Origin of the sequence: Rouxiella badensis, assembly GCF_002093665.1 — a bacterium.
GTDB classification, from domain to species: domain Bacteria; phylum Pseudomonadota; class Gammaproteobacteria; order Enterobacterales; family Enterobacteriaceae; genus Rouxiella; species Rouxiella badensis.
Genome location: NZ_MRWE01000006.1, coordinates 22,650 through 45,825 on the forward strand (window position 1 = coordinate 22,650; position 23,176 = coordinate 45,825).

At 55.5% G+C, this 23,176-nt stretch carries 24 protein-coding genes and 1 riboswitch; of the genes, 12 read left to right on the forward strand and 12 right to left on the reverse strand.

The features are described 5' to 3' along the window. Positions 1–19 precede the first annotated feature (19 nt). A complete protein-coding gene (locus tag BS640_RS05090) occupies positions 20–904 on the forward strand; it encodes a hypothetical protein (protein WP_017492391.1) in 885 nt (294 codons plus the stop codon). Here BS640_RS05090 and thiD read toward each other — a convergent pair. The 10 genes from thiD to BS640_RS05140 all read right to left on the reverse strand — a co-directional run bounded on the left by thiD (position 889) and on the right by BS640_RS05140 (position 10,739). Beyond that, the gene (thiD, locus tag BS640_RS05095; protein WP_017492390.1) at positions 889–1,707 is read right to left on the reverse strand and encodes a bifunctional hydroxymethylpyrimidine kinase/phosphomethylpyrimidine kinase; all 819 of its coding nucleotides are present in this window, start codon (positions 1,705–1,707) and stop codon (positions 889–891) included. The genes BS640_RS05090 and thiD overlap by 16 nt on opposite strands. Further along, the gene (gene thiM, locus BS640_RS05100; protein WP_017492389.1) at positions 1,704–2,510 is read right to left on the reverse strand and encodes a hydroxyethylthiazole kinase; all 807 of its coding nucleotides are present in this window, start codon (positions 2,508–2,510) and stop codon (positions 1,704–1,706) included. Before thiM ends, thiD begins: the two co-directional genes overlap by 4 nt. 33 nt (positions 2,511–2,543) lie before the next feature. Continuing rightward, positions 2,544–2,640, reverse strand: a riboswitch (TPP riboswitch). Between the two features lie 277 nt (positions 2,641–2,917). Continuing rightward, positions 2,918–3,223, reverse strand: a complete 306-nt coding sequence (locus BS640_RS05105) for a YdgH/BhsA/McbA family protein (protein WP_017492388.1) — start codon at positions 3,221–3,223, stop codon at positions 2,918–2,920. 311 nt (positions 3,224–3,534) lie between these two features. Further along, positions 3,535–4,806: an OprD family outer membrane porin gene (locus BS640_RS05110; protein ID WP_084912116.1), complete on the reverse strand. Its 1,272-nt coding sequence runs from the start codon at positions 4,804–4,806 to the stop codon at positions 3,535–3,537. A 211-nt stretch (positions 4,807–5,017) separates the two neighbouring features. Further along, complete coding sequence (locus BS640_RS05115) at positions 5,018–5,281, reverse strand: hypothetical protein (protein ID WP_017492386.1); 264 nt, start codon at positions 5,279–5,281, stop codon at positions 5,018–5,020. Positions 5,282–5,549: 268 nt separating this feature from the next. Continuing rightward, the gene (locus BS640_RS05120) at positions 5,550–6,062 is read right to left on the reverse strand and encodes a LysR substrate-binding domain-containing protein (RefSeq protein WP_084912117.1); all 513 of its coding nucleotides are present in this window, start codon (positions 6,060–6,062) and stop codon (positions 5,550–5,552) included. Positions 6,063–6,107: 45 nt separating this feature from the next. Then, entirely contained in the window at positions 6,108–7,097 is a 990-nt protein-coding gene (locus BS640_RS05125; protein WP_017492384.1) for an isopenicillin N synthase family dioxygenase, read from the reverse strand. Between the two features lie 29 nt (positions 7,098–7,126). Further along, positions 7,127–8,545, reverse strand: coding sequence for an amidohydrolase family protein (locus BS640_RS05130; RefSeq protein WP_017492383.1), 1,419 nt, complete (start codon positions 8,543–8,545; stop codon positions 7,127–7,129). Positions 8,546–8,556: 11 nt separating this feature from the next. Then, a complete protein-coding gene (locus BS640_RS05135; RefSeq protein ID WP_017492382.1) occupies positions 8,557–9,546 on the reverse strand; it encodes an ABC transporter substrate-binding protein in 990 nt (329 codons plus the stop codon). Positions 9,547–9,827: 281 nt separating this feature from the next. Beyond that, a complete protein-coding gene (locus BS640_RS05140; RefSeq protein WP_017492381.1) occupies positions 9,828–10,739 on the reverse strand; it encodes a LysR family transcriptional regulator in 912 nt (303 codons plus the stop codon). Between the two features lie 235 nt (positions 10,740–10,974). On the opposite strand from BS640_RS05140, the gene BS640_RS05145 reads away from it, so the two are divergent. The 11 genes from BS640_RS05145 to BS640_RS05195 all read left to right on the forward strand — a co-directional run bounded on the left by BS640_RS05145 (position 10,975) and on the right by BS640_RS05195 (position 21,328). Beyond that, complete coding sequence (locus BS640_RS05145; RefSeq protein WP_162287584.1) at positions 10,975–11,943, forward strand: PDR/VanB family oxidoreductase; 969 nt, start codon at positions 10,975–10,977, stop codon at positions 11,941–11,943. Further along, positions 11,943–13,244, forward strand: a complete 1,302-nt coding sequence (locus BS640_RS05150; RefSeq protein WP_017492379.1) for an amidohydrolase family protein — start codon at positions 11,943–11,945, stop codon at positions 13,242–13,244. The genes BS640_RS05145 and BS640_RS05150 overlap by 1 nt, the downstream gene beginning before the upstream one ends. Next, the gene (locus BS640_RS05155; RefSeq protein ID WP_017492378.1) at positions 13,234–13,704 is read left to right on the forward strand and encodes a RidA family protein; all 471 of its coding nucleotides are present in this window, start codon (positions 13,234–13,236) and stop codon (positions 13,702–13,704) included. The genes BS640_RS05150 and BS640_RS05155 overlap by 11 nt, the downstream gene beginning before the upstream one ends. A gap of 15 nt (positions 13,705–13,719) precedes the next feature. Beyond that, positions 13,720–14,601, forward strand: a complete 882-nt coding sequence (locus BS640_RS05160; protein ID WP_084912119.1) for a creatininase family protein — start codon at positions 13,720–13,722, stop codon at positions 14,599–14,601. A gap of 13 nt (positions 14,602–14,614) precedes the next feature. Next, positions 14,615–15,592 (forward strand): ABC transporter substrate-binding protein, encoded by a 978-nt coding sequence (locus BS640_RS05165; RefSeq protein WP_017492376.1) that lies wholly within the window; start codon positions 14,615–14,617, stop codon positions 15,590–15,592. Further along, positions 15,589–16,419, forward strand: coding sequence for an ABC transporter ATP-binding protein (locus tag BS640_RS05170; RefSeq protein WP_017492375.1), 831 nt, complete (start codon positions 15,589–15,591; stop codon positions 16,417–16,419). The genes BS640_RS05165 and BS640_RS05170 overlap by 4 nt, the downstream gene beginning before the upstream one ends. 1 nt (position 16,420) lies before the next feature. Then, positions 16,421–17,236: an ABC transporter permease gene (locus BS640_RS05175; RefSeq protein WP_017492374.1), complete on the forward strand. Its 816-nt coding sequence runs from the start codon at positions 16,421–16,423 to the stop codon at positions 17,234–17,236. Between the two features lie 37 nt (positions 17,237–17,273). Beyond that, the gene (locus tag BS640_RS05180) at positions 17,274–18,677 is read left to right on the forward strand and encodes an FAD-binding oxidoreductase (RefSeq protein ID WP_084912120.1); all 1,404 of its coding nucleotides are present in this window, start codon (positions 17,274–17,276) and stop codon (positions 18,675–18,677) included. 128 nt (positions 18,678–18,805) lie between these two features. Further along, the gene (locus tag BS640_RS05185) at positions 18,806–20,086 is read left to right on the forward strand and encodes an OprD family porin (RefSeq protein ID WP_017493885.1); all 1,281 of its coding nucleotides are present in this window, start codon (positions 18,806–18,808) and stop codon (positions 20,084–20,086) included. Between the two features lie 58 nt (positions 20,087–20,144). Then, positions 20,145–20,579 carry a GNAT family N-acetyltransferase gene (locus BS640_RS05190; protein WP_017493886.1) on the forward strand — a complete coding sequence of 145 codons (435 nt, stop codon included), beginning with the start codon at positions 20,145–20,147 and terminating at the stop codon, positions 20,577–20,579. A 77-nt stretch (positions 20,580–20,656) separates the two neighbouring features. Continuing rightward, positions 20,657–21,328, forward strand: coding sequence for a DUF3313 domain-containing protein (locus BS640_RS05195; RefSeq protein ID WP_084912121.1), 672 nt, complete (start codon positions 20,657–20,659; stop codon positions 21,326–21,328). Positions 21,329–21,423: 95 nt separating this feature from the next. Here BS640_RS05195 and BS640_RS05200 read toward each other — a convergent pair whose 3' ends face one another. Together BS640_RS05200 and BS640_RS05205 are read right to left on the reverse strand one after the other, a co-directional pair. Next, complete coding sequence (locus BS640_RS05200; protein WP_227990040.1) at positions 21,424–22,128, reverse strand: molybdate ABC transporter substrate-binding protein; 705 nt, start codon at positions 22,126–22,128, stop codon at positions 21,424–21,426. 123 nt (positions 22,129–22,251) lie between these two features. Continuing rightward, complete coding sequence (locus tag BS640_RS05205) at positions 22,252–23,154, reverse strand: LysR family transcriptional regulator (protein WP_026110794.1); 903 nt, start codon at positions 23,152–23,154, stop codon at positions 22,252–22,254. Between the last annotated feature and the right edge of the window lie 22 nt (positions 23,155–23,176).

Sequence of the window (23,176 nt, forward strand, 5' to 3'; positions counted from 1 at the left end):
TACTGGCAGGAGACACGTGATGACGGTCATTGACGCTTTATCTACGCCGCTGCAAAAACTCTACTACAATGCCCAAAATACGCTGCCGTTGTCTCATCTCGACGAAGAGAAGATCTGCCAGATTGCCCGCGATCTCGACAGCGTGGGCAGCGACAAAGAGCACTACGTCACCGGCTGGATGGCGCTCAATCCGGTGGTATTGATCCGCCGCTATCAAAACAAACGCGGCAGCGCCGACGGTATCGTATTCACCCGCAGCAATCAGTACCGCCTGAGCGTGCAGTCGGTCATGTTTAGCATCCCCAAACCCTTACTGTGGATCACCTTTCGTCGCCGGCCAAGGACAATGAAAGTGATTACTTACAATCGTTTAGACACCACGCAGAATGGGCTTCAGCAATATCAAAATATTCAGGAAGACGAGGTTAAGGCGCGGCTTGAGGCCGACTGGCGCGAGCTGAATGATTATCTGGGGCTCGCCTGTTGGCAGCGGGAAAACGGCCAGCCGCTGTGGAACGCGTTGCAGGACAGCATCACGGCCGACAGGCTGCTCGGACTGTGCAATAGCCTGTTCTTCACCAACGGTAAGCTGCAAAAAGAGGGAGAGTTCGAGGGACTGTGGCACAAGGGGATGTTTATTGCCCGACGCAACGACGGTGCGGCAGCGTTTATGCTGGCCTGGCAACATCCCGAGACCCACGAGGTGGCCAGCTATCTGTTTGAAATATTGAAAAAGAATACTGGCCCCACTCGCCTCAGGCTTTCACTTCGCCCCCACAAGCAGGAGAAGTTCTACCCGTTAAACCCCTTCGATGCGCAGCATCTACACGATGCGCTACAAATGTTTGAACGGGCAGAAGGTGCCTTAGGCTGCTTTGAGCAACAGCGTCACCACCAGCGATGAAAATGGTGAACCGGGCCGATGCCCTCACCCACTTCCAGAGAGTCCGCCTGCTGCAACGCCTGCTGTAAATAGTCTTTGGCTGCGCTGACGGTGTCAATCCAGTTAGCTTTTCTCGGCCTGATTGCAGCCAGCGCGGCGCTGAGTGTGCAGCCAGTGCCGTGCGTATTACGGGTGGCAATGCGCGGCGCAGTAAAGCGTTCACGATAGTGAGCGGTCATTAACCAGTCAGGGCTTTCACTGTCACTCAGATGGCCTCCTTTCATCAATACCGCTTCACACCCCATCTCCAAAAGCGCTTCACCCTGGCGGCACATCTCACGCTCGTCGGTCGCGACGGCGCAGTCCAACAGCGCCGCCGCCTCAGGTAGATTTGGCGTAATCAGCGACACCTGCGGCAACAGCCATTTACGCAGCGCCTCCACGGCGTCCGGCGTCAGCAGCGGGTCACCGCTTTTTGCCAGCATCACGGTGTCCAGCACCACGTAGGCCGGAGCCTTTTCCAGCTTACGGTAATAGCGCAGCCGCTCTGCGACCACTTCCACCACCTGTGTGTTGGCCAGCATGCCGATTTTGGCGCTGTCAATGCGCACGTCGCTCAGCACCGAGTCGAGCTGTGCCCCCACGAATAGCGGATCAATGTGATAGACCGACTGCACGCCACGGGTGTTTTGCGCCACCAGTGCGGTGATAACGCTGGTGCCATAGGCCTCCAGCGCGGAGAAAGTTTTCAGGTCAGCCTGAATACCCGCACCGCCGCTTGGGTCAGTGCCTGCAATGGTGAGCGCATTAATACGTCGGGTCATAGCGCCCCTCCGTTAAGCTTTTCAGCATCAAGCAGATAGAGATTGTCCATAAATGCCGGCGTAAAGCTGCCCGGCCCCTTAGCCACCTCGCAGGCGAGCTCACCGGCGCGAGACATCACGCGGCAGGCCGCAGCCACGTTTGCCAAACGGTCGCCCGGCAAAGAGGTAAAAGCGGCAACCACGGCCGAGAGCGCACAGCCAGTGCCCACTACGCGGGTCATTAGCACATTGCCACCCGGCACTGACACACTGTTTTCACCGTCGGTGACGTAGTCAATCTCGCCGGTGACCGCAATAATCGCACCGGTCTGGCGAGCCAAAGTTTGCGCAGCAGGCAGTGCGGCCAATGAAGTGTCGGCGCTGTCGACACCACGACCAGAAGCCGCCAGGCCGCTGAGCGCCATGATTTCAGACGCGTTTCCGCGGATTGCAGCAGGCTGAAGTCTGATAATTTCCTGACAAAACTCTGAGCGCCAGCTGAGTGCGCCGACGGCAACCGGATCAAGCACCCACGGCTTCTGCGCCTGGTTAGCGGCGTGAATGGCGGCAAGCATGGATTCGGCACGGGATTCGGTGAGCGTACCGACGTTCACCAGCAGCGCGCTGGCCATGGCGCTGAACTGCGCGGCTTCACGCGGGTCAACCACCATCGCCGGAGAAGCCCCGAGCGCCAGAAGAACGTTCGCGGTGATCGACTGCACCACGTCATTGGTGATGCAATGCACCAGCGGAGAAGCTTGACGAAGATGTTGTAAGGCACTGGCGGCGTATGCGCCGGGAAAAACGGTAGGTCGAGTGGTCATAAAACTCCCAACCGGCGATCAAGAAGGGGTACCGGTGGGATACCACGACTTCCCTACGCTGGCATTATCCAGATCAGGTAATACGGGTATCTCTCAGCCTTCACAAAGAAGGGCACCCCGAGTCATTGAAGCTAAGGGGTTAGCATAAGGGATGTAGGTGACTTACAGCAAGCTCTCTATTGCTCTCTCTCACGGCCTGTACCCACAATATACACGACATAAACCATCGCCGAAGCCTGCGGGGTTTTCGGTTAAATAAACAGTGGGTTAAGGGTTGGAAATAGCGTGCGGGTATTCTGGTTATTACGTTTTGGTCCTTAACAATGGCCTGCGCGAATACAGGTTTTTGAACGCCGCAAATCTTTCGAAATTGCGGCGTTTGATTATCTTGTCAGGACATTGGGGCGTTAATCGTAGGCCAGTTTATGATTAATATTGTAGAGCGTGGCCGTACCTGCCATGACGTGCTGTCCTTCATTGCCCTGTTTATGGGATTCCACGTTGGTGATGTGGTAGCCGACGGCACCGGCATCCAAAGCTTTCTTAACAAAAGCGCTATTTAATTCCTCCAGGGTGGTCGCCCAACTGACGGAGGTCACGCCGACGGCGCGCATGGAGGCTAATTCACGATGTGATAACCCAGAACGGATCAGAACCGGTTTAACGTCGTGTGGAGAGAATATTGATAAAACGTCTTTAACTAAATCTTTCATAGCCTTACTCCTCAGTATTCGTCTTCAAACTGGAGCTTTTGAAGCGGATTATTCAGCGCCATTGATAAATCCAGGTGATTACCTTTCTAAATCATTTAACGGCTTCGTCCCTAATAAATACCTTTCTGCAGCGGCAGTTTTAGCTTTAGTTGCTAAATAATTGTTAAGAAAACTTTAGAAATATTTTAAATAGTTTTTAATGAGGATATTACCAGCTAGTTACAGTTTGGCTTTTTTTGAAATGGTGTTTTAGCAGAGATTGCCTGAGTGAAGAGCTCACTCAGGCAGATAGTGCGCTTAGTCGAGGTCGATTAGAAGATAGAAATTGGGTATTCGACGTAAACGCGCACTTCGTTACCGCCTACGTTATACGAAGAGGCATCGGAAGATACGCGCAGAACCGAGTAGCGCAGTTTGAGCTTCAGGCCTTTCGCCACGCCGTCTGGCACCTTGTACTGAATCTGGTTAAACAGTTCGTGCTCGTGGCCGTTGGTGGTTTCGGAGGTCTGAATATTATCGCCGCGCACGTATGCCACGTCATAGCTCAGGCCCTGAACGCCAAGCCCACTGAGGTCAACCGAGTAAGCCAGCTGCCAGGAGCGCTCGCCCTGACCGTTGAAATCTGACCAGTAGGAGTTTGACAGCCAGATGGTGTTGCCGCCATCGCCAACCCCGCCATTTTTGCGGTAGCCGCCGTAGTTATAGCCGGTGCTGCCGTTGCTCTGCTGGTAAGCCAGTTTGAAGGTGTGGATGCCGGCGACATAGCTAGTTGCCAGGCTCCAAATATCGTTGCTGCGCCCGGTATCGAGCGTGTTGGCATAGTCTTGAGTCAGGCGTGATTTATAGCCGTTGAAGTCGAAAATCAACGCATGCTCTGGCGCCAAAGGCTGACGATAGGTCATGCCCAGATACTGCTTGTTCAGCACGCCTTCTACGTTCGATGCATACAGTGAGCCGCTCAGACGATCGTTAAACTGGTAGCGCGCACCGCCAAAGCTCAGGCCGTGCAGGCCGCTGTTGTGGCTGTCATCACTTTTTTGCTGTTCGTCGGTGAAATGACCGGCGGTAATATCCAGCCCGTCGATTTCCTGCGAATCAATCATAAAACCGGTGTAGGTTTCATCAAGCAGGCGTGAACTATCGGCGGTGAGGATAGGCAACTCAGGTGCCTGGGTGCCATAACTCAGAACGGTTTTGGAGATACGCATTTTGGCCGTTGCGCCAAATTTGGCGAGGTCAGACTTGGCGCGTCCGTCCTGGTCCTGCGAGAAGAAGTCGATGCCGCCTGCGCCGCTATGACCACGACCACCGTCGAGGCGAACGGCGTATTGGCCAAGCGCGTCAAAGCCGAAACCTACCGGACCCTGTGTAAACCCAGAAGTGAAGTTGGCGATAAGGCCCTGGCCCCACTCTTCACGCGTCCGCACGCCGTCTGGTTTGTAGTTACGGTCGATATAGGCATTGCGCAGCAGCACATTGAGATGGCTATCGGCGATAAACCCATTGTTATCCTGGACGGTGTCGGCATAGGCAGACTGCGCACAAAGCGCTGCCAAAAGCGATAATGGCAAAATTTTTTTCACGGTGCGTTAACCTGTTTTTTCTTATCTAAAGTGATTCATAAATATACAAATCCGGAAAACCCTATTTCCGGCGGGGCAAGCATACCCTACTTGCGAAAATGCCAAAAAAATAATTCGCGTCCTAAGCCTATTTTTTTTAGGCGCGATGACAGAAAAAAAATGCCCTGAGAGATCAGGGCATCGTTAAATACTTGTAAATATGTGGAAAACGTCAGGTTCTCGGATAACCTTTAACCGAATGATCGAGATTGGATTCTAATTTAGAAATACGCAGTGAAAGATATATCCCCAATCCTACACAGCCCAAGGCCAGAAGCGTCTGAATCAGCAATCTCGGCGTGGGTTCAGGCAGGGAGACATAATTGATGATTGCCGAAAGCGCAGCAACGATGCTTGCCATAAAGCACCAGCGCATAAGGCTGTCCATACTCCGCAACATAGGCGCGATGTCCGCCGGGTTGTGTTTACACACCATAGTCGCTCCTTTTCTCTGATGTTTATACCTGATGCTGATAACTATAGACGGTAAAAGTATCTTGGTTAACATTTTGAATGTGCGGCTTTTATCACATTAATGATTAAGGTAGCATTAAGACAATAATTATTGTTATAAAAATAATGTCATATTGAAAAATAAGGCATTATATCTTCATTCTCTTCCACATTATTTAATTCTACAACCTTTTGAGGTTCTGAAAAATACCCGTTTTGAGATAGCGATCACCCAATGAAGCACAGCCTTTCTACACCGACTCGCGCTGGATCCGCCGCAGGAGATCTTCGGCAAAACGTTTAACGCTGAAAGAGAGCGTTTTTTCCGACTTAAATAGCATCCAGGCACGGTAAGTATCCATTTTCCATTCGGGCAAAATACGGATAAACTCCCCCTTTCTCATCGCCTCACGCGCCATATAGTCGGGAATATACACAATACCCGTTCCAGCTACCGCCGAGCTCAGTAATATTGTGCTGTTATTGGCTCGAAAACGGCTTCGCACCTCAATGTCCAACTTTTGCTTTTCCTTGCGAAAAGGTAACACGATGGTATGCGCGAAACCCCGCAGCAAAATATAGTCATAACGCGGCAAGTCTTCGTGTTTCTCAATCGCAGCATACTGACTCATATATTCAGGACTGGCGTAAAGACCCGAGCTAATATCGGTCAACGGTTTGATTAAAGGACGATCGGGTGCATCGCGACTAATCACGACGGCAGGATCGGCTAAATATGCTGCGGCAGATAAAAATATAGCCATCGCTTGATGGCTATATCATCCGCAACGTTCAATTAAGAGGGGGGTTTATCCCTTCGAGAAGTTCGCCTGAATACGCTGTTGCAAATAATCCTCGGCGCTGATGGGCGGATATTTCGCGCCCGGCCCCAGAATCTCGACGTCCTTATTTGCCTGGCAGAAGAACGCCAGACTGTAGCGCGGCCCCTGATATTCGCCCGGCAGCGGGCTTCTGACGCGGTGGAAGTTCGACGGCAGCTGGTCGTCACTCCAGCGCATCAGCATGTCACCGATATTGCAGGTGATCACCTCTTCACGCGGCTCAATGCTGGTCCACTGCTGGCTTTCGTGGTCTTTACCCGGGCAAACCTGCAATCCACCCTGCCCCGGACGCTGGAACAACAGCGTCAGGCAGTCAAAATCGGTATGAGCCCCGGCGCGCCACATGCCCTGCTGCGACTGCTCCGTCGCATAGTAGTGCAGCATGCGCAGCGTGCTCTGATAGGTTTCACGATTCGGATTATGCGCCTCCTCAAAGAAGTGTTCGGCAAACCCCAGCTTGAGCGCGAAGCAGGAGAGCAGCTTCATGCCCAGTTGCCAGCACTGCGACTCGAAGGCCAGCATGGTATTTTTAAACGCAGGCAGCTCCTGTTCACTTGGCCACAGCGGGTCCATCAATGGGCGCGTGATCTGATAAGACTCTTTCTGATCCGGCGTTTTGGTTGACGGACGCACCTGCGACTTGTTCTCCCATCCAGCGTTTCTCGCTAGCGGATACTGCGCCTTCACCTCGTTCGGTAACGAGAAGAAGCTCTCTGTCATGTTAAATGCACGACGGATATCGGCCAAATCGATGCCGTGGTGGCTTACCTGGAAGAAGCCAATCTCTACCGCCGCCTGCCACAGCTGGTCTGCTATCTCACTTTTGCGTTTTTCAAAATCAGAAAGGTCGATGCAGCGCACCTCGCGGGTAAAGGTCTCTTCCCCCATGGCCCCCATCTGAGCCTCTTTCTCCAGTTCTTTCAGTGCGTAAGCTTGGTTTTGAGTAGTCTGAGTCATGATGTTTTTCCTGATCTTTATCATAGGGTTTATGCGAGCGCACGCTGCTGTAAGGTTTTTACCGCCGCCATCGCGTCGACGCGCAGGGCGTCAAGGTCGAGGCCCGGCACGCTGTCGTTTTCGACAATCATGCGACCGTTGATCAGCAGGGCTTTCAGCGAGGCGCGTCCCCCGCAGGCCACCGGGCCAATGGCCATGTCGTGCAGCCCGAAGTAGCGCGGATCGTCGAGACGATAAACGGCGATATCGGCGAGCATGCCCGGCTGTAGCGTGCCGCTGCGCGATAACCCGAGGATTTGCGCACCGCCCGCACTCCCCCAACGCACCACGTCTTCGATGGTGGCGGCATCGGCTCCGCCTTCAAAGGTGCCGCCCTCGTAGCGCGGCTGTGCCAGCATGCCTTTACGTGCGCGCTGCAACAGCCACGCGGCGTGCGCCTCACTTTGCATATCCGCCGCCTCGTTGGAGGCCGCGCCGTCAACGCCGAGCGAAACTGGCACCCCAGCCTTTTCAAGCGCCAGCAGATCGGCAATGCCGCTGCCGAGTCGCCCGTTACTTTGCGGACAGTGCGCGATCCCCGTGCGCGTCGCCCCTAACAAGGTGATTTCCTCCGGCAGCAGCTTGACCAGATGCGCGAACCAGACGTCACTGCCTAGCCAGTCATGCTCGGCGCAAAACTGAACCGGCGTCATGCCGAATTTGGCTCGGGCTGCGTCGAGATAGTCCACGGTTTCTGAGAGATGACTGTGCAAACGAATACCCAAACGGCGTGCAAGCTTCGCCATCTCACGCAGCTGTGCACCCGGCGCAGAGTGCAGCAAGGTGGTCGGCGCCATCACCACGCGACGCAGCGATTCGGGGCGCGAGTCGTGATAACGCCCGACCAGTCGTTCAACGTCAGTCATGTAGGCGTCGAAACCTTCCGGCCGCAGCGCCAGCGGCAGGTCCTGCTCAATGGCGCGCGACTGGGTTGCTCCACCGCGACACAGCACGATGCGCATTCCCAGCGCTTCTCCCTCGCTAAAAATGATATCTGAGGTATCGAAAGGCATATCCGGCCAATAAAGATAGTTATGGTCGGCCACGGTGGCGCAGCCGGAACGCAGCAGCTCAATCAGCCCAACGCGCACCGCCAGCCGAAAAGTGCTTTCGTCGAACGCCGCGCGAAAACGGTAAGGCGTTGCGCTCAGCCACGCGGTCAGACTCTGGTTCAGCCCCTGCGGCTCGCCTTTCAGCAGTGACTGAAACAGATGATGGTGGGTATTAACCCATGCCGGGTACACCACGCAGTCGCGGGCATCGATGATGCGCTCGTCGGCCAGCGGGCTCAGTGCGCCCATTGCCTCGATAACGCCGTCGCGAATCCGCATGTCTGGCCCCGCATGGCGCGACGCCGCACCCGGCAGACCGGTGAGGATCGCGTGAGCATTTCTAATCAGCAGTGTCATGGCAGCGCTCCTTAAGGTTCAACGTGCAGGCCCTGCACGATGTCTGTGGTGTAGGCCTGCTTCCAGTCAGTGTCGGCCTTGAGCAGACCGGCGTTGACCATAAAGTTTCGAGTTTTCTGCCAGCGCGCATCGGTCATGGTGCCCCAGCCCTGCGTTGCCGCGTCGCCGCCGTCAATCAGGTGATGCTGTTTAATCTGCGATACGCCCCAGGCCAGCAAATCGTCGGTCATCTTCGGATTATCTTTTTTGATCAAGGCATTGCCCGGTGCCGGATTCTGCAAATAGCTCACCCAGCCTTCCATCGAGGCGCGAACGAACTTTGCCAGTGCCTCTTTGCGGCTGGCAATCAGGTCAGGACGAGCGATCAGGATCCCGCCATACGGCGGATAACCGTGCTCGGAAAACAGGAAGAAGTTCGACTTTACGCCCGCCTTCTGCGCCTGAAACACCTCGGAACTGACGTAGGCCTGCTGCGCGACGTTGTCGTCGGCCACGAAAGGCTGAATGTTGAAGGTGTAGGGGCGCGCCTGCGCGTCGGTGAGGTGATACTGCGCTTTCAGCCATGGCCACCAGGTGGATTGCCCCGAACTGGAGACCAGAATGGTTTTGCCTTTCAGGCCATCGAGCGAGGTGACGGAAGCGTGGGTCAGCAGACCCTGCGGGTCAAACTGGAAGGGTGCGGCGATAGCCTTGGCCGGAAAGCCACGCTGCACGGCGTCGAGCAGCTGTAGGTCATAGCCGATAATTACGTCGGCGCGCTTGGCCAACAGCAACTGCATGCCGTTGACCTGCGGACCGCCAGACTGAATGCTGACGTCCAGCCCGTAGCGTTTGTAAATGCCGGTCGCCAGCGCCTGATAATATCCGCCCTGCTCGGCCTGAGCGTACCAGGACGTCAGCAGGGCAATCTTTTCATCGGCCTGAGCGGCCTGCGAAAAGGCGCCAAGTAGCAGCGTGCCCAGAACACAGCATGACAGCGGCAATCGAGATGTCATTTTCATTGCTCCTCTCATTGTTGCCGAAGAGGGGCAAAGCAGACGCGGCTCAGCCTCCCATCGGCGCAAAGTGTGAAATGCGAAATGGTTGCTGAGCAATGTCCCGCGCGGAGTTCCCGCACTGACCGCTTCTACTCACTTTCAGTTATACAAAAACGGTGCCAAGTTGACCAATGCCCTATCCATGCCCTTTGTGCGGAAATTGCCCCCCAAAAAACCCGGCCCACTCTGCAACCTTTGATTCAATGCAGAGCAGCAGGCACCAAAATAGTGCACCTGGACGACGGCTAAGCGCGGTTCTCAATTTGGCTGAACAGCATCTCCAGTTGTTTGAGCATCATCGAGGCCGCTAACGACAACTGGCGCGAAGGCGCAACGCACAGCGACAGGGTGAAGGATTTCAGTTGGGGATCGGTCAACGGAATAAACGCCAGTTCATCGCTGATGACCTCGTCCATGATATCCAGCCAGCACAGAATACCGATGCCAATCTGCTCTTTGATTAATGACCTGATCATATGAATATTATTGGAAACAGCGACTTCGTTAACCCTGCCACCGTTGATATTGACCAGCGCCTCGACCGGCTCCGACAGCATTAACGGCGCCGAGGGTATGATAAACGGATACTCGATGCACTGGTTGAAACGCACTCCGCTCCGCCCTGCCAGCGGATGCTCTTTGGGCACCACGATGCCGAGATTAATCTCGGCGAACGCCCGCACCTGTAGCTCCTTCGAGCTCTGAGGATTGAGCATGATGCCAAAGTCGGCGTCGCCCGACATCAACGCCTGCTGGATATCGATATTGTTCATGGTGGTCAACGTGAAAGAGATATTCGGATATTCGTGATGGACCTTTTTGAGCATCGACGAGAAGAAGTGCCGGTTAATGGCGTCGATGGTCGCGATACGCACATGCCCGCGTCGCAGTCCACGCAGGTCGTCGAGCTGTTCGCAGACGCGGGAGAAATCTTTCTTCCAGTTATTGGCCGCATGCAGCAACAGCTCCCCGGCGGCAGTCAGTCTCAGCCCGGTCGGGTGTCTTTCAAACAGCGGCATCGCCAGCTCTTTCTCAACCCGCAGTATCTGCCTGTCGATGGATGAGGCGGCAACGTGCAGGGTTTCCGAGGCCTTGCGAAACGATCCCTGACGGGCAACTTCCGTGAAATACAGTAGAAAACGGGAGAATGCGAACATATTTCGAGTGCTCTCTTTTATGCAACGGGATGTGCGAATCAAAGCGCTGGACGCAACGGTTTTATAACAATAACGTAGTTTTCAAGGCAACAGGAACATTCGTTTCAAAGCACATAAAGCGATCGATTTGGCGGGTATCCCGCCGACGGTGCGGTTAAACGCGTTTATGGGTTGAGTCCACATTCATCACAAAAAAACTCAACGTGATTAATTAACGGTAAAACGGCAAATCATAATGAAAGATGCAGAGTTAATTCCAGTCACAGTTAAAAAAATGAATAATAATGGTGCAGGGAATATTTCATTACAGCTTATTGCCCAAGCTGGAAGCGTTTTACCGCGTTATTCTCCGGGCGCGCACATCGACGTTTTTATTCCTGAAAAAGGTCCACGGCAGTATTCTCTTTGCGGTGAAAATGGCGGCGAAGAATATTACGAGATTTGTATTAAACTGGCACCATTATCAACCGGCGGATCGCACTATCTTCACCACCAGCTCAACGTCGGTGACGGCCTGAAAATCTCTGCACCACGCAATCATTTCCCTCTGCCGCAGGCGCGGCGTTTCCTGCTGTTTGCGGGCGGCATTGGCATTACGCCGCTGCTGGCAATGGCGGAGGAAATTGCTAAACAAAATATTGATTTTGAAATGCATTACTATGTCTCACGCGAGCAGGAAACGGCGTTTATGTCGCGTTGCAGTGCGCCAATGCTGGCCAATCACGTCTTTCTTCACTACAGCGACGCAAACGATTCCCTGCGCGCGCGTACGCCTGCCTGTTTACGCTCACCGGATGCCGAAACGGCGGTAGTGGCCTGTGGTCCAGACGGCTTTATTAAACGCCTACAGGATATTATGCAGTTTAATCGCTGGCAGCCTGCGCAATTATCGTTTGAGCGTTTTAGCAATGCCGAATTAAATAACAACGCCGATAATCAGGGCTTCCATATTCAGTTAAATTCGACCGGACAAAGATTTTTAGTGACGCCGAGTCAAACCATTGCCGAAGTATTGTTAAGCGCAAAGGTTGATATTATGCTGTCCTGTGAACAGGGCGTGTGCGGATCCTGCATTACAGACGTGATCGAGGGTATTCCCGATCACCGCGACTGCGTATTAACCGAGGAAGAGCGCGCCGAGAATACGCAAATTACGCTGTGCTGCTCTCGTTCGAAAAGCCCCGTTCTGGTGCTGGACCTGTGATGTCTACGCCGAGCCAGTCAATGGCGAACCTGAGCCTCAACGCGCCGTTAAACGGCCTCGCCCATGCTCGCCTGCCCGCATGGACGCTTCCTGCCGACTGGCCGCAGCAAAACGGTGAGCCCGTGTTGGCCGATATCCATTTCAGTCAGGGTCTGATTACCTTACTGACGCCGAGCCAGGCGTCGAATAAACACTTATGGAATCTTGGCGGCGCGCTGGTATTGCCGGGATTGATAGAGCCCCACGCCCATCTGGATAAAACCTTTACCCTCACCCGCAGTCGTCCGCAAGGGCCGGGTTTGCTGGCCGCCATTGAGGCGATGCATCAAGACCGCCAGCACTGGACGCCGCAGGATCTTCGCCAGCGCGCCTTGCGCGGTCTGACGTGGGCGGCAGCGCACGGTGTCACGCATTTACGCACCCACATCGACTGGTTCGACCCGACGCCGCCGGTTGCCTGGCACGAGATGGCTGCACTCGCACCAACCGGCTTGACGCTTGAACGGGTAGCGCTGGCGCCTTTGACGCTGTTCACCGACGTTAACTCGGCCGATGCCATCGCACGCGCAGTGGCGCAGAGCGGCGATAGTTGCCTGCTCGGCGGCTTTATACACTCGTCGAACTGGAACCCGTCCGCCATGGCGAACCTGATGGAAAGCGCCGCCCGCTGGCGTCTTAACCTCGATTTGCACATCGACGAAGAGCTGTCAGAACGCGCCAACGGGCTAGTGTGGCTGGCCGACTATCTCTCAAGGCACGACTTTCCCGGACACATCTGCTGTAGCCACGGCTGCGCTCTGGCCTCAGGCAGCGAACAACAGGCGCAACAGGTGCTGGCCGAACTGGCAAAGCATCGCGTGACGCTGATTGCACTGCCGATGACCAACCTGCTGCTGCAGGACGCGGTTGTCGGCCGTACCCCGCGCCAGCGCGGCATCACCCGACTTAAAGAGGCGCAGACAGCGGGCATCCCCACTCTACTCGGCTGCGACAACGTGCAGGACGCGTTTTGTCCCGCAGGCAGCTATGACCCGCTCGATACCCTTAGCTGTGCCCTGTTTAGCGCCCAGCTCAACCAGGTATTTGACCAGCAGTCGCGGCTTATCTGCGACCTCGGCGCGCTGACCGGCGCAAAAGCACAGAGCTCACCGCTGAACGCAGGCAGTGCGGCCAATTTGGTGATTTTCCCGGGAAGCGACAGCGTAACCTGGCCTCTAAACAGCGCGGCGCGCCGGGTTATCAGCCACGGCAAGCTCACCTATCAACGGATGTGGAATCAGGAGTTTACCCATGAGTCTTGAAGCCGGTGCGGGCAAACCGCTCGCGCAATACGCCGCCTGGCGACGTGCAGGCGATTACATTTTCCTGTCGGGGATTATTCCGGTGAATCCGCAGACGGCCACTATCGTGCGCGGCTTTGCGGATATTCCCGCCGAGGCACGCAGGCTGCTCGGTGAGACCGGCGAGTTCTCGACCGACGCCAAACAGGGACCGATCCTAGCGCAGAGCTGGTACGTACTGGAAAGCATACGCCACACCCTCGAAGAGGCCGGTGGGCAAATGAGTGACGTCATCAAGCTGGTGCAGTACTTCCGTAACCTCGACCACTTCCCCTACTACAGCCGGGTGAGAAAGCTGTTTTATCCCGGACAACCGCCGGTCTCGACGGTGGTACAGGTCAGCGAAATGTTGCCCAGCGCCGAGGTGTTAATTGAAGTGGAGGCCACAGCATGGCTGCCACAGTCCTCCTTAATAAAATAAACGACGAGGCACAGTATGATTAACGGCTACATTCCCGCAGCGCGCTTTCTCCCGTTTCTAAGCTGGACGGCCATCGCTGCCCTGCCTGACAAGGCCAACACCGTGATTGTGTTGCCGACCGGTGCCATCGAGCAGCACGGCCCGCACCTGCCGTGTTCGGTTGACAGCGTCATCTCCTCTGGCGTGGCCGGTCACGCGCTGGCTCGCCTGCCGGCCGATATTCCGGCCTACGCTATTGCGCCTATCACCTACGGCAAGTCCGACGAGCATCTTAACTTCCCCGGCACGCTCACGCTGACCGGCGACACGCTGCTGCAAACCATTCTCGAGGTTGCCGAGTCCCTGTATCGCGCCGGTTTTCGCAAGCTGCTGATGATCAACGGGCACGGTGGACAACCGCAGGTGCTGCAAATGGCCTCGCGCGAGATGCGCCTGCGTCACGGCGACATGATTATGATCCCGCACGACGTGTTCCGCGTGCCTAACGTTGAGACCCGCTATTTGAGTGCCCAGGAGCAAAAAATGGCGATGCATGCCGGTCACAGCGAAACCGCCGTGATGCTGGCGCTGGCCCCCGAATGCGTACACATGGAACATGCCGTAGCCAATTATCCGCCGGAATTCCCCTGTCCGACGCTGTCGAACGGCCGCCCTGCCGCCGCCTGGGCCTCCTACGACTTTGGGCCGAGTGGCGTGATTGGCGACCCGACCCCGGCGACCGCCGAACAGGGCCATGCGATCCTCGACTCCCTCGCCGCAAGCTGGGCGCAGGCCATTACCGAAATCCACCAGATGGAGTGGAAAACACGCAGCGAACCGACGTGGGGCAAACACCACTGGAATGGCTTCGTGCAGAGCAGTTTTACGCCTCCTTCGTCCTCCTTGGCCTCTGAATAAAGGAATGTCCGCAATGAAACCTTCACCGAGCTATACCCTGCTTGCCCTGCTGTTGGCCTCAGCGTCGCTTTCCGCGCAGGCAGAAGAGAAAATCACCTTCCTGACAAACTGGTATGCGCAGGCCGAACACGGCGGTTTTTACGAGGCGCAGGCCAAGGGGATTTACAAGAACGCCGGTCTCGATGTCACCCTTAAAATGGGCGGCCCGCAGGTTAACGTGATGCAACTGATGGCCGCCGGTCAGGCCGACTGTACTCTGGGCGACAACGGTCAGGCGCTGGAAACTTGGCAGGCAGGCGTGCATGCGGTGACGGTTGCAACCGTGTTCCAACATTCGCCAACGGTGTTTATCAGCCACGACAAGGTGAATAAGCCCGAAGAGCTGAAAGACAAGACCTTCCTGCTGGCGACTGAGGCCTACACCTCTTTCTGGCCGTGGGCCAAAAGCGAGCTGGGTCTCGCCAACGCCAAAATCCGTCCTTATACCTTCAGCGTGCAGCCGTTCCTGGCCGACAACAACCTGGTGCAGCAGGGCTACGTGACCTCGGAGCCTTTCTCGGTTGAAAAGGGCGGCAAGCCGTTCTATGTCTACCCGCTTAGCGACTGGGGTTATCCACCTTACGGCAACTCGATTATCTGCATGGCCGACACCGTCAAGAAACGCCCGGCCGCGCTGGCTGCCTTCATCAAGGCGTCGATGCAGGGTTGGAAAGCCTACTTGCAGGACCCTACGGCGGGTAACGAACTGATCCGTAAGGATAACCCACGCATGGGCGTCGACCAGATTGCCTTCGGGATTGCACAAATGAAGAAATACCAACTGGTTACCGGCGGTGATGCTCAGACCGGCGGCATCGGCATCATCACCGTGCCACGCCTGAAAGAGACCTGGGACATGCTGGTCAAAAACAAGCTGATCGACCCGAGCAAGGTGCCGTTTGACCAGACCTACAGCCTCGACTTGATCAAAGACGCAAAGGTCATGCCATGAATACCGCCCCCAATCTGACGGTGATAGGCGAAGAACGCCCCCACCACGCGCTCGGCACACCGGCCATTGAGGTGCTGTCGGCGGAGAAAATATACAGCAACGGCACGCGCGCGCTGCTGCCGGTGAATCTGACCATTAATCAGGGTGAGTTTGTGACGCTGCTCGGGCCGTCCGGCTGTGGAAAAAGTACGCTGCTGAAAATGGTTGCCGGACTGGTTGAACCGAGCGACGGCAAGCTGATGCTGTGGCGCAAAGATAGCCGCGAGAAGGCGCAGGTGCCGCTCTCCTTTGTGTTTCAGGAGGCGACACTGATGCCGTGGAGCAACGTGCATAACAACGTGCGTCTGCCGCTGGACCTCGCCGGTGTGCCGCGCGCCGAAGCCAATACCCGGGTCAGCGAGGCGCTGGAGTTGGTCGGACTGGGTAAGTTCGCCAAGGTGTTGCCGCGCGAGCTTTCAGGCGGCATGCAGATGCGCGTGTCGATCGCCCGAGGGCTGGTGACGCGCCCGAAACTGCTGCTGATGGACGAACCCTTTGGCGCACTGGATGAAATCACCCGCAACAGGCTCGACAGCGACCTGCTGCGCCTGTGGCGCGAACAGGGCCTCACCGTGGTCTTTGTGACTCATTCAATCCACGAAGCGGTGTTCCTCTCGCAGCGGGTGATCATGATGGCAGCGAGGCCGGGCCGCGTGGTGGAAGACATCGCCATCAACGAACCTTTCCCACGCGACGAGGATTTTCGCGTCAGTCCCACCTTCGCACGCTACGCCAGACAGCTACAGGACAGTCTGCTGCAGGCCAGCCAATCGGGTATGGAGTCATAAGATGAATACTGCCAAAACGTCACCGTGGATGAGTAATCCTACTTTTCGCAAAATTTTATATCCGACGCTGGTTGCCGTCGCCGTGATCCTGCTGTGGCAGGGCTGGGTCAGCTATTTCAAGATCCCACAGTTTCTGGTGCCCTCGCCGATGGTGATGCTCGAAAGCCTGTGGATCAATCTCGGTTCGCTGATGATGTCGCTGCTCTATACCCTGAAAATCACGGTGATCTCATTCCTGCTGTCGATAGTTATCGGTGCACTGGTGGCCTTCGTGCTGGTGCAGAACCGCTTTGTAGAAACCGCGCTGTTTCCCTACATCGTGTTCTTACAGGTCACGCCGATTGTCGCTATCGCGCCGCTGATCATTATCTGGGTCAAGGACACGACGCTGTCGCTGGTGGTGTGCTCGACGCTGATGGCGGTGTTCCCAATCATCTCCAACACCACGCAGGGGCTACGCAGCGTGTCGCCGGGACTGCTGAGCTATTTCCAACTGAGTCACGCTAGCCGTCTGCAAATTCTGCTGCGCCTGCGCATACCTTCGGCGCTGCCTTACTTCTTTGGTGCGCTGCGCATTTCCAGTGGTTTATCGCTGATTGGTGCCGTGGTGGCGGAATTTGTGGCCGGTACCGGTGGCAATAACACCGGGCTGGCGTATCAGATTTTACAGGCCGGATATCAGCTGGATATCCCGCTTATGTTCGCCGCACTGCTGTTGATTTCCCTGACCGGTATCGCGCTGTTTGGGGTGATGTCATGGATCTCCCGCCGTGCACTCCGCGCCTGGCATGAAAGTGAAGCGGTGCAGTCACATTGACCGTCGCGCAAAGGTTTTAATCGATTGAGGGAAGAAGATGGAAAGTGAACAACGCAAACAGGCGGTAGCGCAGATACAGCAGGCGCTGCCCGACCTCGAGTGGACGTTGCAGGCCCCGAAGGTGAAACGCATGTCGCGTGACTTTCACTGGTTTAGCCCGGTACTGAAACGCCAGCTTGAAGACAAGCAGGCCGATGCGGTGGTACGCCCTCGCGACGAAGAAGAGCTGCGCCTGCTGGTGGCAGCCTGCGTGCGGCATCAACTGCCGCTGATTATGCGCGGGGGAGCGACCGGCAACTACGGTCAGCTGGTGCCGCTCGAGGGCGGGATTCTGGTCGACATGACGGCGTTTAATCAGGTCTGTGAGTTCGGTAATGGCGCAGTACGTGCACAGGCCGGGATCAAGCTGGCAGAGATTGAAACCCACACCCGTCCCCATGGATGGGAGCTGCGCTGTATGCCGTCCACCTATCGTCTTGCCAGCCTCGGCGGCCTGTACGGTGGGGGCTTTGGCGGTATAGGTTCCATCAACTACGGTCCGCTGGGTGCGACGGGCAATGTACTCAGCGTAAAAGTGATGACCGTTGAAGCCGAGCCGCGGGTGCTCAGCGTACCCGCACCTCAGGCCCTGCTTTTGCATCACGCTTATGGAAGCAATGGCATTGTGCTCGAGGTAGAGCTGGCTCTGGCACCGGTTCATCGTTGGATTGAACGTCTCGACGCCTTTGATGACTTCACCGACGCTCTCGATTACGCCGACGCGTTGGCCCGCTCGCCGGGCCTGGTTAAACGCCAGATTGCGCTATTTGCTGCCCCGATCCCCAGCTATTTCAGCCACCTGAACGGCAGCTATCGCGCGACACAGCACGCGGTCATCAGCGTCGTCGCCCAGGAGAGCGAAGGGTTGAGTCATGGCTTAGTCGCGCGCTTTAACGGCCATAACGCGGTCCGTCAGACGGCGGAGGAGGCGCGCGAGACAAATACCTCACTGCTGGAATATTGCTGGAACCACACCACGCTCCATGCGCTGAAAGTCGACAGCTCATTAACCTATTTACAAACAGCTTTTAATTATTCTAATTATCGCCAACAAATAATTAACATGAATACCTTATTTGGCGATGAAGTTATTTCGCACATTGAGTTTCTGCGCGATAACGAGGGAAATATCACCGCCAGCGGTTTGCAGTTAGTACGTTATTCCACCGAGGAGAGACTGAATGAAATAATGCAAATCTTCCGCGAGCGTGACGTAAAAATAAACAACCCGCACGTTTTTCAAATTGAAGACGGTAAACAGGGAAACATCCGTCCGGAGGTGGTTTCCGTTAAAAAATCTCTGGATCCCAATGGGTTACTTAATCCCGGAAAGCTGCGCGGCTGGGAAATACGCGACCAGTTAATTATTGATGACAACCCTCTCTTATTGACTGACCGATAAAAATAACTATTATGCCCCCGCCCCTTTATCGGTGCGGTGGCAACCGTTTGCGTGCAATCCGGGAAACAACAAATATTGGCAGCTTTTTGCTGCTCGCAAATGATACTAATTTTGACAGGATGAGATACATGACAATGAACAAATTCAGCTTCTCTTTGAAGCTGGGCGCGCTTTTGGTTTCACAGGCACTCTTTATGGGGCACGCACTGGCCGCCACAACACCCGCAATGTCAGACTGCGACGCCGGCGTCGCCGACTCACTGACCCAAATGTTCACCTGTGGTTCGGTACACGGTAGCCTGCGTATGCTCGACTACTCAACGCATAACGCCTATTTCTCGAAAGGTTACTCACAGGATACCTTCAGCTACGGCGGCAGCGTTAAATATACCACTGCGGAATACTACGGCCTGAGCCTCGGTGTAAGCGGCATCTTCCAGCGTGGTATCGACCACAATCAAGACCATCTGGTAAGCGAACTGGGTCCAAACGAGACCAACTTCGGCGAAGCCTACCTGAGCTGGCACTATCAAGATTTCCGCATTACCGCCGGTGACCAACGCCTCAACATTCCGTTCCTCGGTGATTACGACTGGCGTATTACCCCGATTCTGTACCGCGGTATCGACGCAAACTATGGCGACGCCGACAACTTCCTGCATGCCACCAAAGTGACCCGCTTCAAGCCGTGGGGTGACGATCAGTTCCTGAACACCACCGAATACACCGATGCAGACGGCACCACCAACGGCATGTGGGCTATCGGTGGCGGTCGTGCGCTCAAGCTCGACGACAAGAAGCTGACTGGCCAACTGTGGTATGAAGACTACAACAACTACACCAAAATGGTGTACGCCGACAGCTACCTGTCTTGGTCGGATCTCCCTTCCCAACCCAAGATTGGCCTACAGTTTATTCGCGGCGTGAGCGACGGCAAGGCGTTAGCAGGTGAAGTGAACAGCACCAGCTACGGCGCACAGTTCGCGATGAACTTTACCCCGTCTCTGCGTTGGTCTCTGAACTACGACCACATCGCCGCCAGCGATAACGCCTACGGCGACGGTGCGCTGGTAACGCCTTATGCGCACAACAGCTCTTCTGGCCCGTACTTCGCACAGCCGTTCTTCACCAGTACTCAGGACCTGGGCAGCGGCAACGCCTACTCTACCGACTTGAACTGGACGGCGACCGAGAGCATTTCTGTCGGTACCCGTTACTCGTTCATGGACCTGACCGCCAGCTCAGGCGCGTCAAGCAGCAACCAGTCCGAATATCTGGTCTACGGCACTTACAGTTTTGGCGGCGTACTCAAGGGCCTCAGCGTGACCGATTTCGTGGGCGTGCAGACGACCTCGACCTCGGATGCAAACTTCTGGCAGAACCGTCTGGCGTTGGAATACGATTTTTAATTAGAATGAATTTCCCGGGGAGGCTTCCCCGGGAATATTATTCTTAGAGGAGTCGCTATTGCCCATTCAAATCCGCCCGTATCAGGAAGCCGACCGCCCCTTCTTACGCACCCTGTATTTGGCATCGCGCAAAGAGGCTTTTTTCTGGTTGGACAGCAGCGACTGGAAGCTTGAGGATTTCGACCGCAAAGTCATTGGCGAAAAGGTGATTGTGGCCGAGCAAGACGGCAAAATACTGGGTTTCGCGTCGATTCATCTGCACGAAAACTTTCTGCATAACCTGTTTATCTCTCCTGACGCACAAGGTCAGGGCGTCGGCAGCCACCTTCTCGGCATCGTCGAGCAAAACTTCACTCGCACCGGCTCACTGAAATGCCTGGTCAAAAATGAGAAAGCCGTCACCTTCTATTTAAGCCGTGGTTGGGAAATTATCTCCACCGGCGACAGCGAGACGGGTGAATATTACCTGTTTCATTTTCGGATCAAACGGTAGTCTGATTTAAAACAATTCAACGACAAGTAATCACTGCTATACCTAATTAGTCACATTCAGTTACTAACAGGTTAACAATGAAAACATACAACAAGGTTATGCTGGCTTCCGTGCTGGGCGGACTGCTGGTGCTCAATGGATGCAGTTCTCAGGTGACGAAACCCGAGAAATATTCCGGATTTTTAGGTGATTACTCGCAGTTAAAGCCGGTGACTACGCCCTCTGGCAAAACGGTGATGCGCTGGATAGATCCGTCGTTTAACAAATCTCACTACACCTCCCTGTTCTACCAACCTCTGACTTACTTCCCAACGCCTAAACCCACCGATCAGATAAGCCAGGCCACGCTCAACGGCGTGCTCGACTATGCCAATACCCGGCTGAAAACGGCGATGCAAAGACGGCTGCCTCTAACCAACACGCCGGTCCCCGGCTCGCTCATCTTCAAAGGGGCGATTACTGGCGTGAGCACCTCGACGCAGGGAATACAGTTCTATGAGGTCATCCCGGTGGCGCTGGTTATCGCGGGTACACAAACCGCGACCGGGCATCGTACCAAAAATACCGAGCTGTTTTTCGAAGGCGAGCTTATCGATGCTGCCACCGGTAAAGCCGTCGTTAAAGTGGTACGCATGGGAGAAGGCAAATCGGTGCCGAACTCCTCTCAACAGGTCACGGTTAACGACCTGAAAAGCGTCATTGACAATATGGCGGTTGACGTGACGCAGTTTAACGAAGCTGCGCAGTAATCGTCTCTGAACTCCCGGCGGACAACGCGGGCCACCGGGAGGCAGAAAAATATTGATCGAGCACTGACGCTCCCCCATGCAGTCAGGCGCAGACCTCAAAATAACGGGTCTAATCCCTTGGCCTGATAGGCGTTGGCGGCGCTGCTGGACTGTAAATGCTTGAGGAATTCTCGGCTCAATGCCGGATTTTTCGCCTCTTTAAACACCGCGGCGGAGAACGACGTGGGTTTCTGCACCGCGTCCGGCAGGCGGCCCACTATTTCGATGCCTTGTACCGCCAGCAACTCGCTTATCTGCTGAATCGCCAGGCTCGCCTCACCGGTCAGCAGTTTTTCCGCCGTAAACCCGCCGGGGAGAGTGGTGGCTTTGGCGTTGATCTCGGCGGCAATGCCCAGTTTCTCAATCAGTGATTTGAAGTAGATACCGCTGGCACCGCCGAGTGAATAGGCCACCGAACGGGCCTCCAGCAGCGTGGCGATGAACGCCGCTTTGCTGGAGATATCAGGATGCGCTTCACCCGCTTTCACCGCGATGCCAATGTTGGACTCGACCAGCTCAACGCGGCTGTCGGCGTCGACGATACCGTCCGCAACCAGTTCATCCATTGCGCTGACCGTAACCAGTGCGACGTCGGAACGAAACCCGCTGCGGATGCTCTCCATAATCACCGACGTTGTATCCCACTTAACCTGCACTGCGTGACCCTGCTGCTCCCACGCGGGTAAAATTTCTGCATCGAAGGGCGAGCGCACCACGAATGCGCAAATAACCTCTACTGGCGTTGCTTGAGTCATTGTCATTTATCTCATTATTTATCAGGTCGTCGCGTTGGGCTTCCTGAAGGGGAGTGATAGGGATTGTGGATTTCATCCGCGCCTAAAATGCGAGGGTTCACGTCCGCTGCTTTCAAAATACCTGAACGGCTAGCTTTCTAAACATCTGGCAGCAAAAAAATCTCTTAACCAACGGTGGGCTACGTCACGATGGCAGCGCTCGTGCCACAGCATCGCCATTTCAAAACCCGGTATCTCGATGGGCGGCTCGAAGATCTGTAGCGTGCTGTTCTCCTTGACCAGTCGCGCAGGCAGCATCGCAACCAAATCGGTGCTCGCCAGCGCGGAGAGCGCAAACAGAAAATGTTGAACCGACAGCACCACCTTTCTCTTCAGCCCGGTTTCTTCGAGCATTTTATCGGTGATGCCATAAAAACCTCCGCCCTCTGGCGAGACCATCACGTGCTCGAGCGCGGTAAATTCGGCAAGCGTAGGCCGCTTGGCCAGGCGGGGATGCCCCTTGCGGCTGACCAAGACATAACTTTCGTCAAACAACTTTCTACGCCGCAGACCTGCCGGAACGCCGTCGCCGGTGTGAAACAGCACATCGATATCGCCCTGCTCCATTTTTTTGGCCACCCCCGCAGGCTGGGTCTCAAATATTGCTAGCCGTGCGTGCGGTGCAACCGCGCGGAATGCGCTCAGCGTGGGAAGCAAAATGGCCGACTCACCGTAGTCTGACGCCGATACGTTCCACGTTTTGCTGCTGATTGCAGGATTAAATTCGCTATCGGGCGATACCGCGCGCTCGAGCAGTTCGATGGCCTCACGCAGCGGCTGGCGGAGTTCGTCGGCCTTGGCGGTCGGCAGCATCCCTCTTGGGCCGGGAAGCAAAAGCGGATCGTTAAAAATATCACGCAGTTTAGCCAGCTGAACGCTTACCGACGGCTGCGAGAGATTCAGACGCTGCGCCGCTCGCGTGACATTATGCTCGGTCAGTAGCGCGTCGAGCGTCAGCAGCAGGTTGAGATCCATTCTCCTGAAATTGTTCATGGCTATACCTGTTATATTTTAA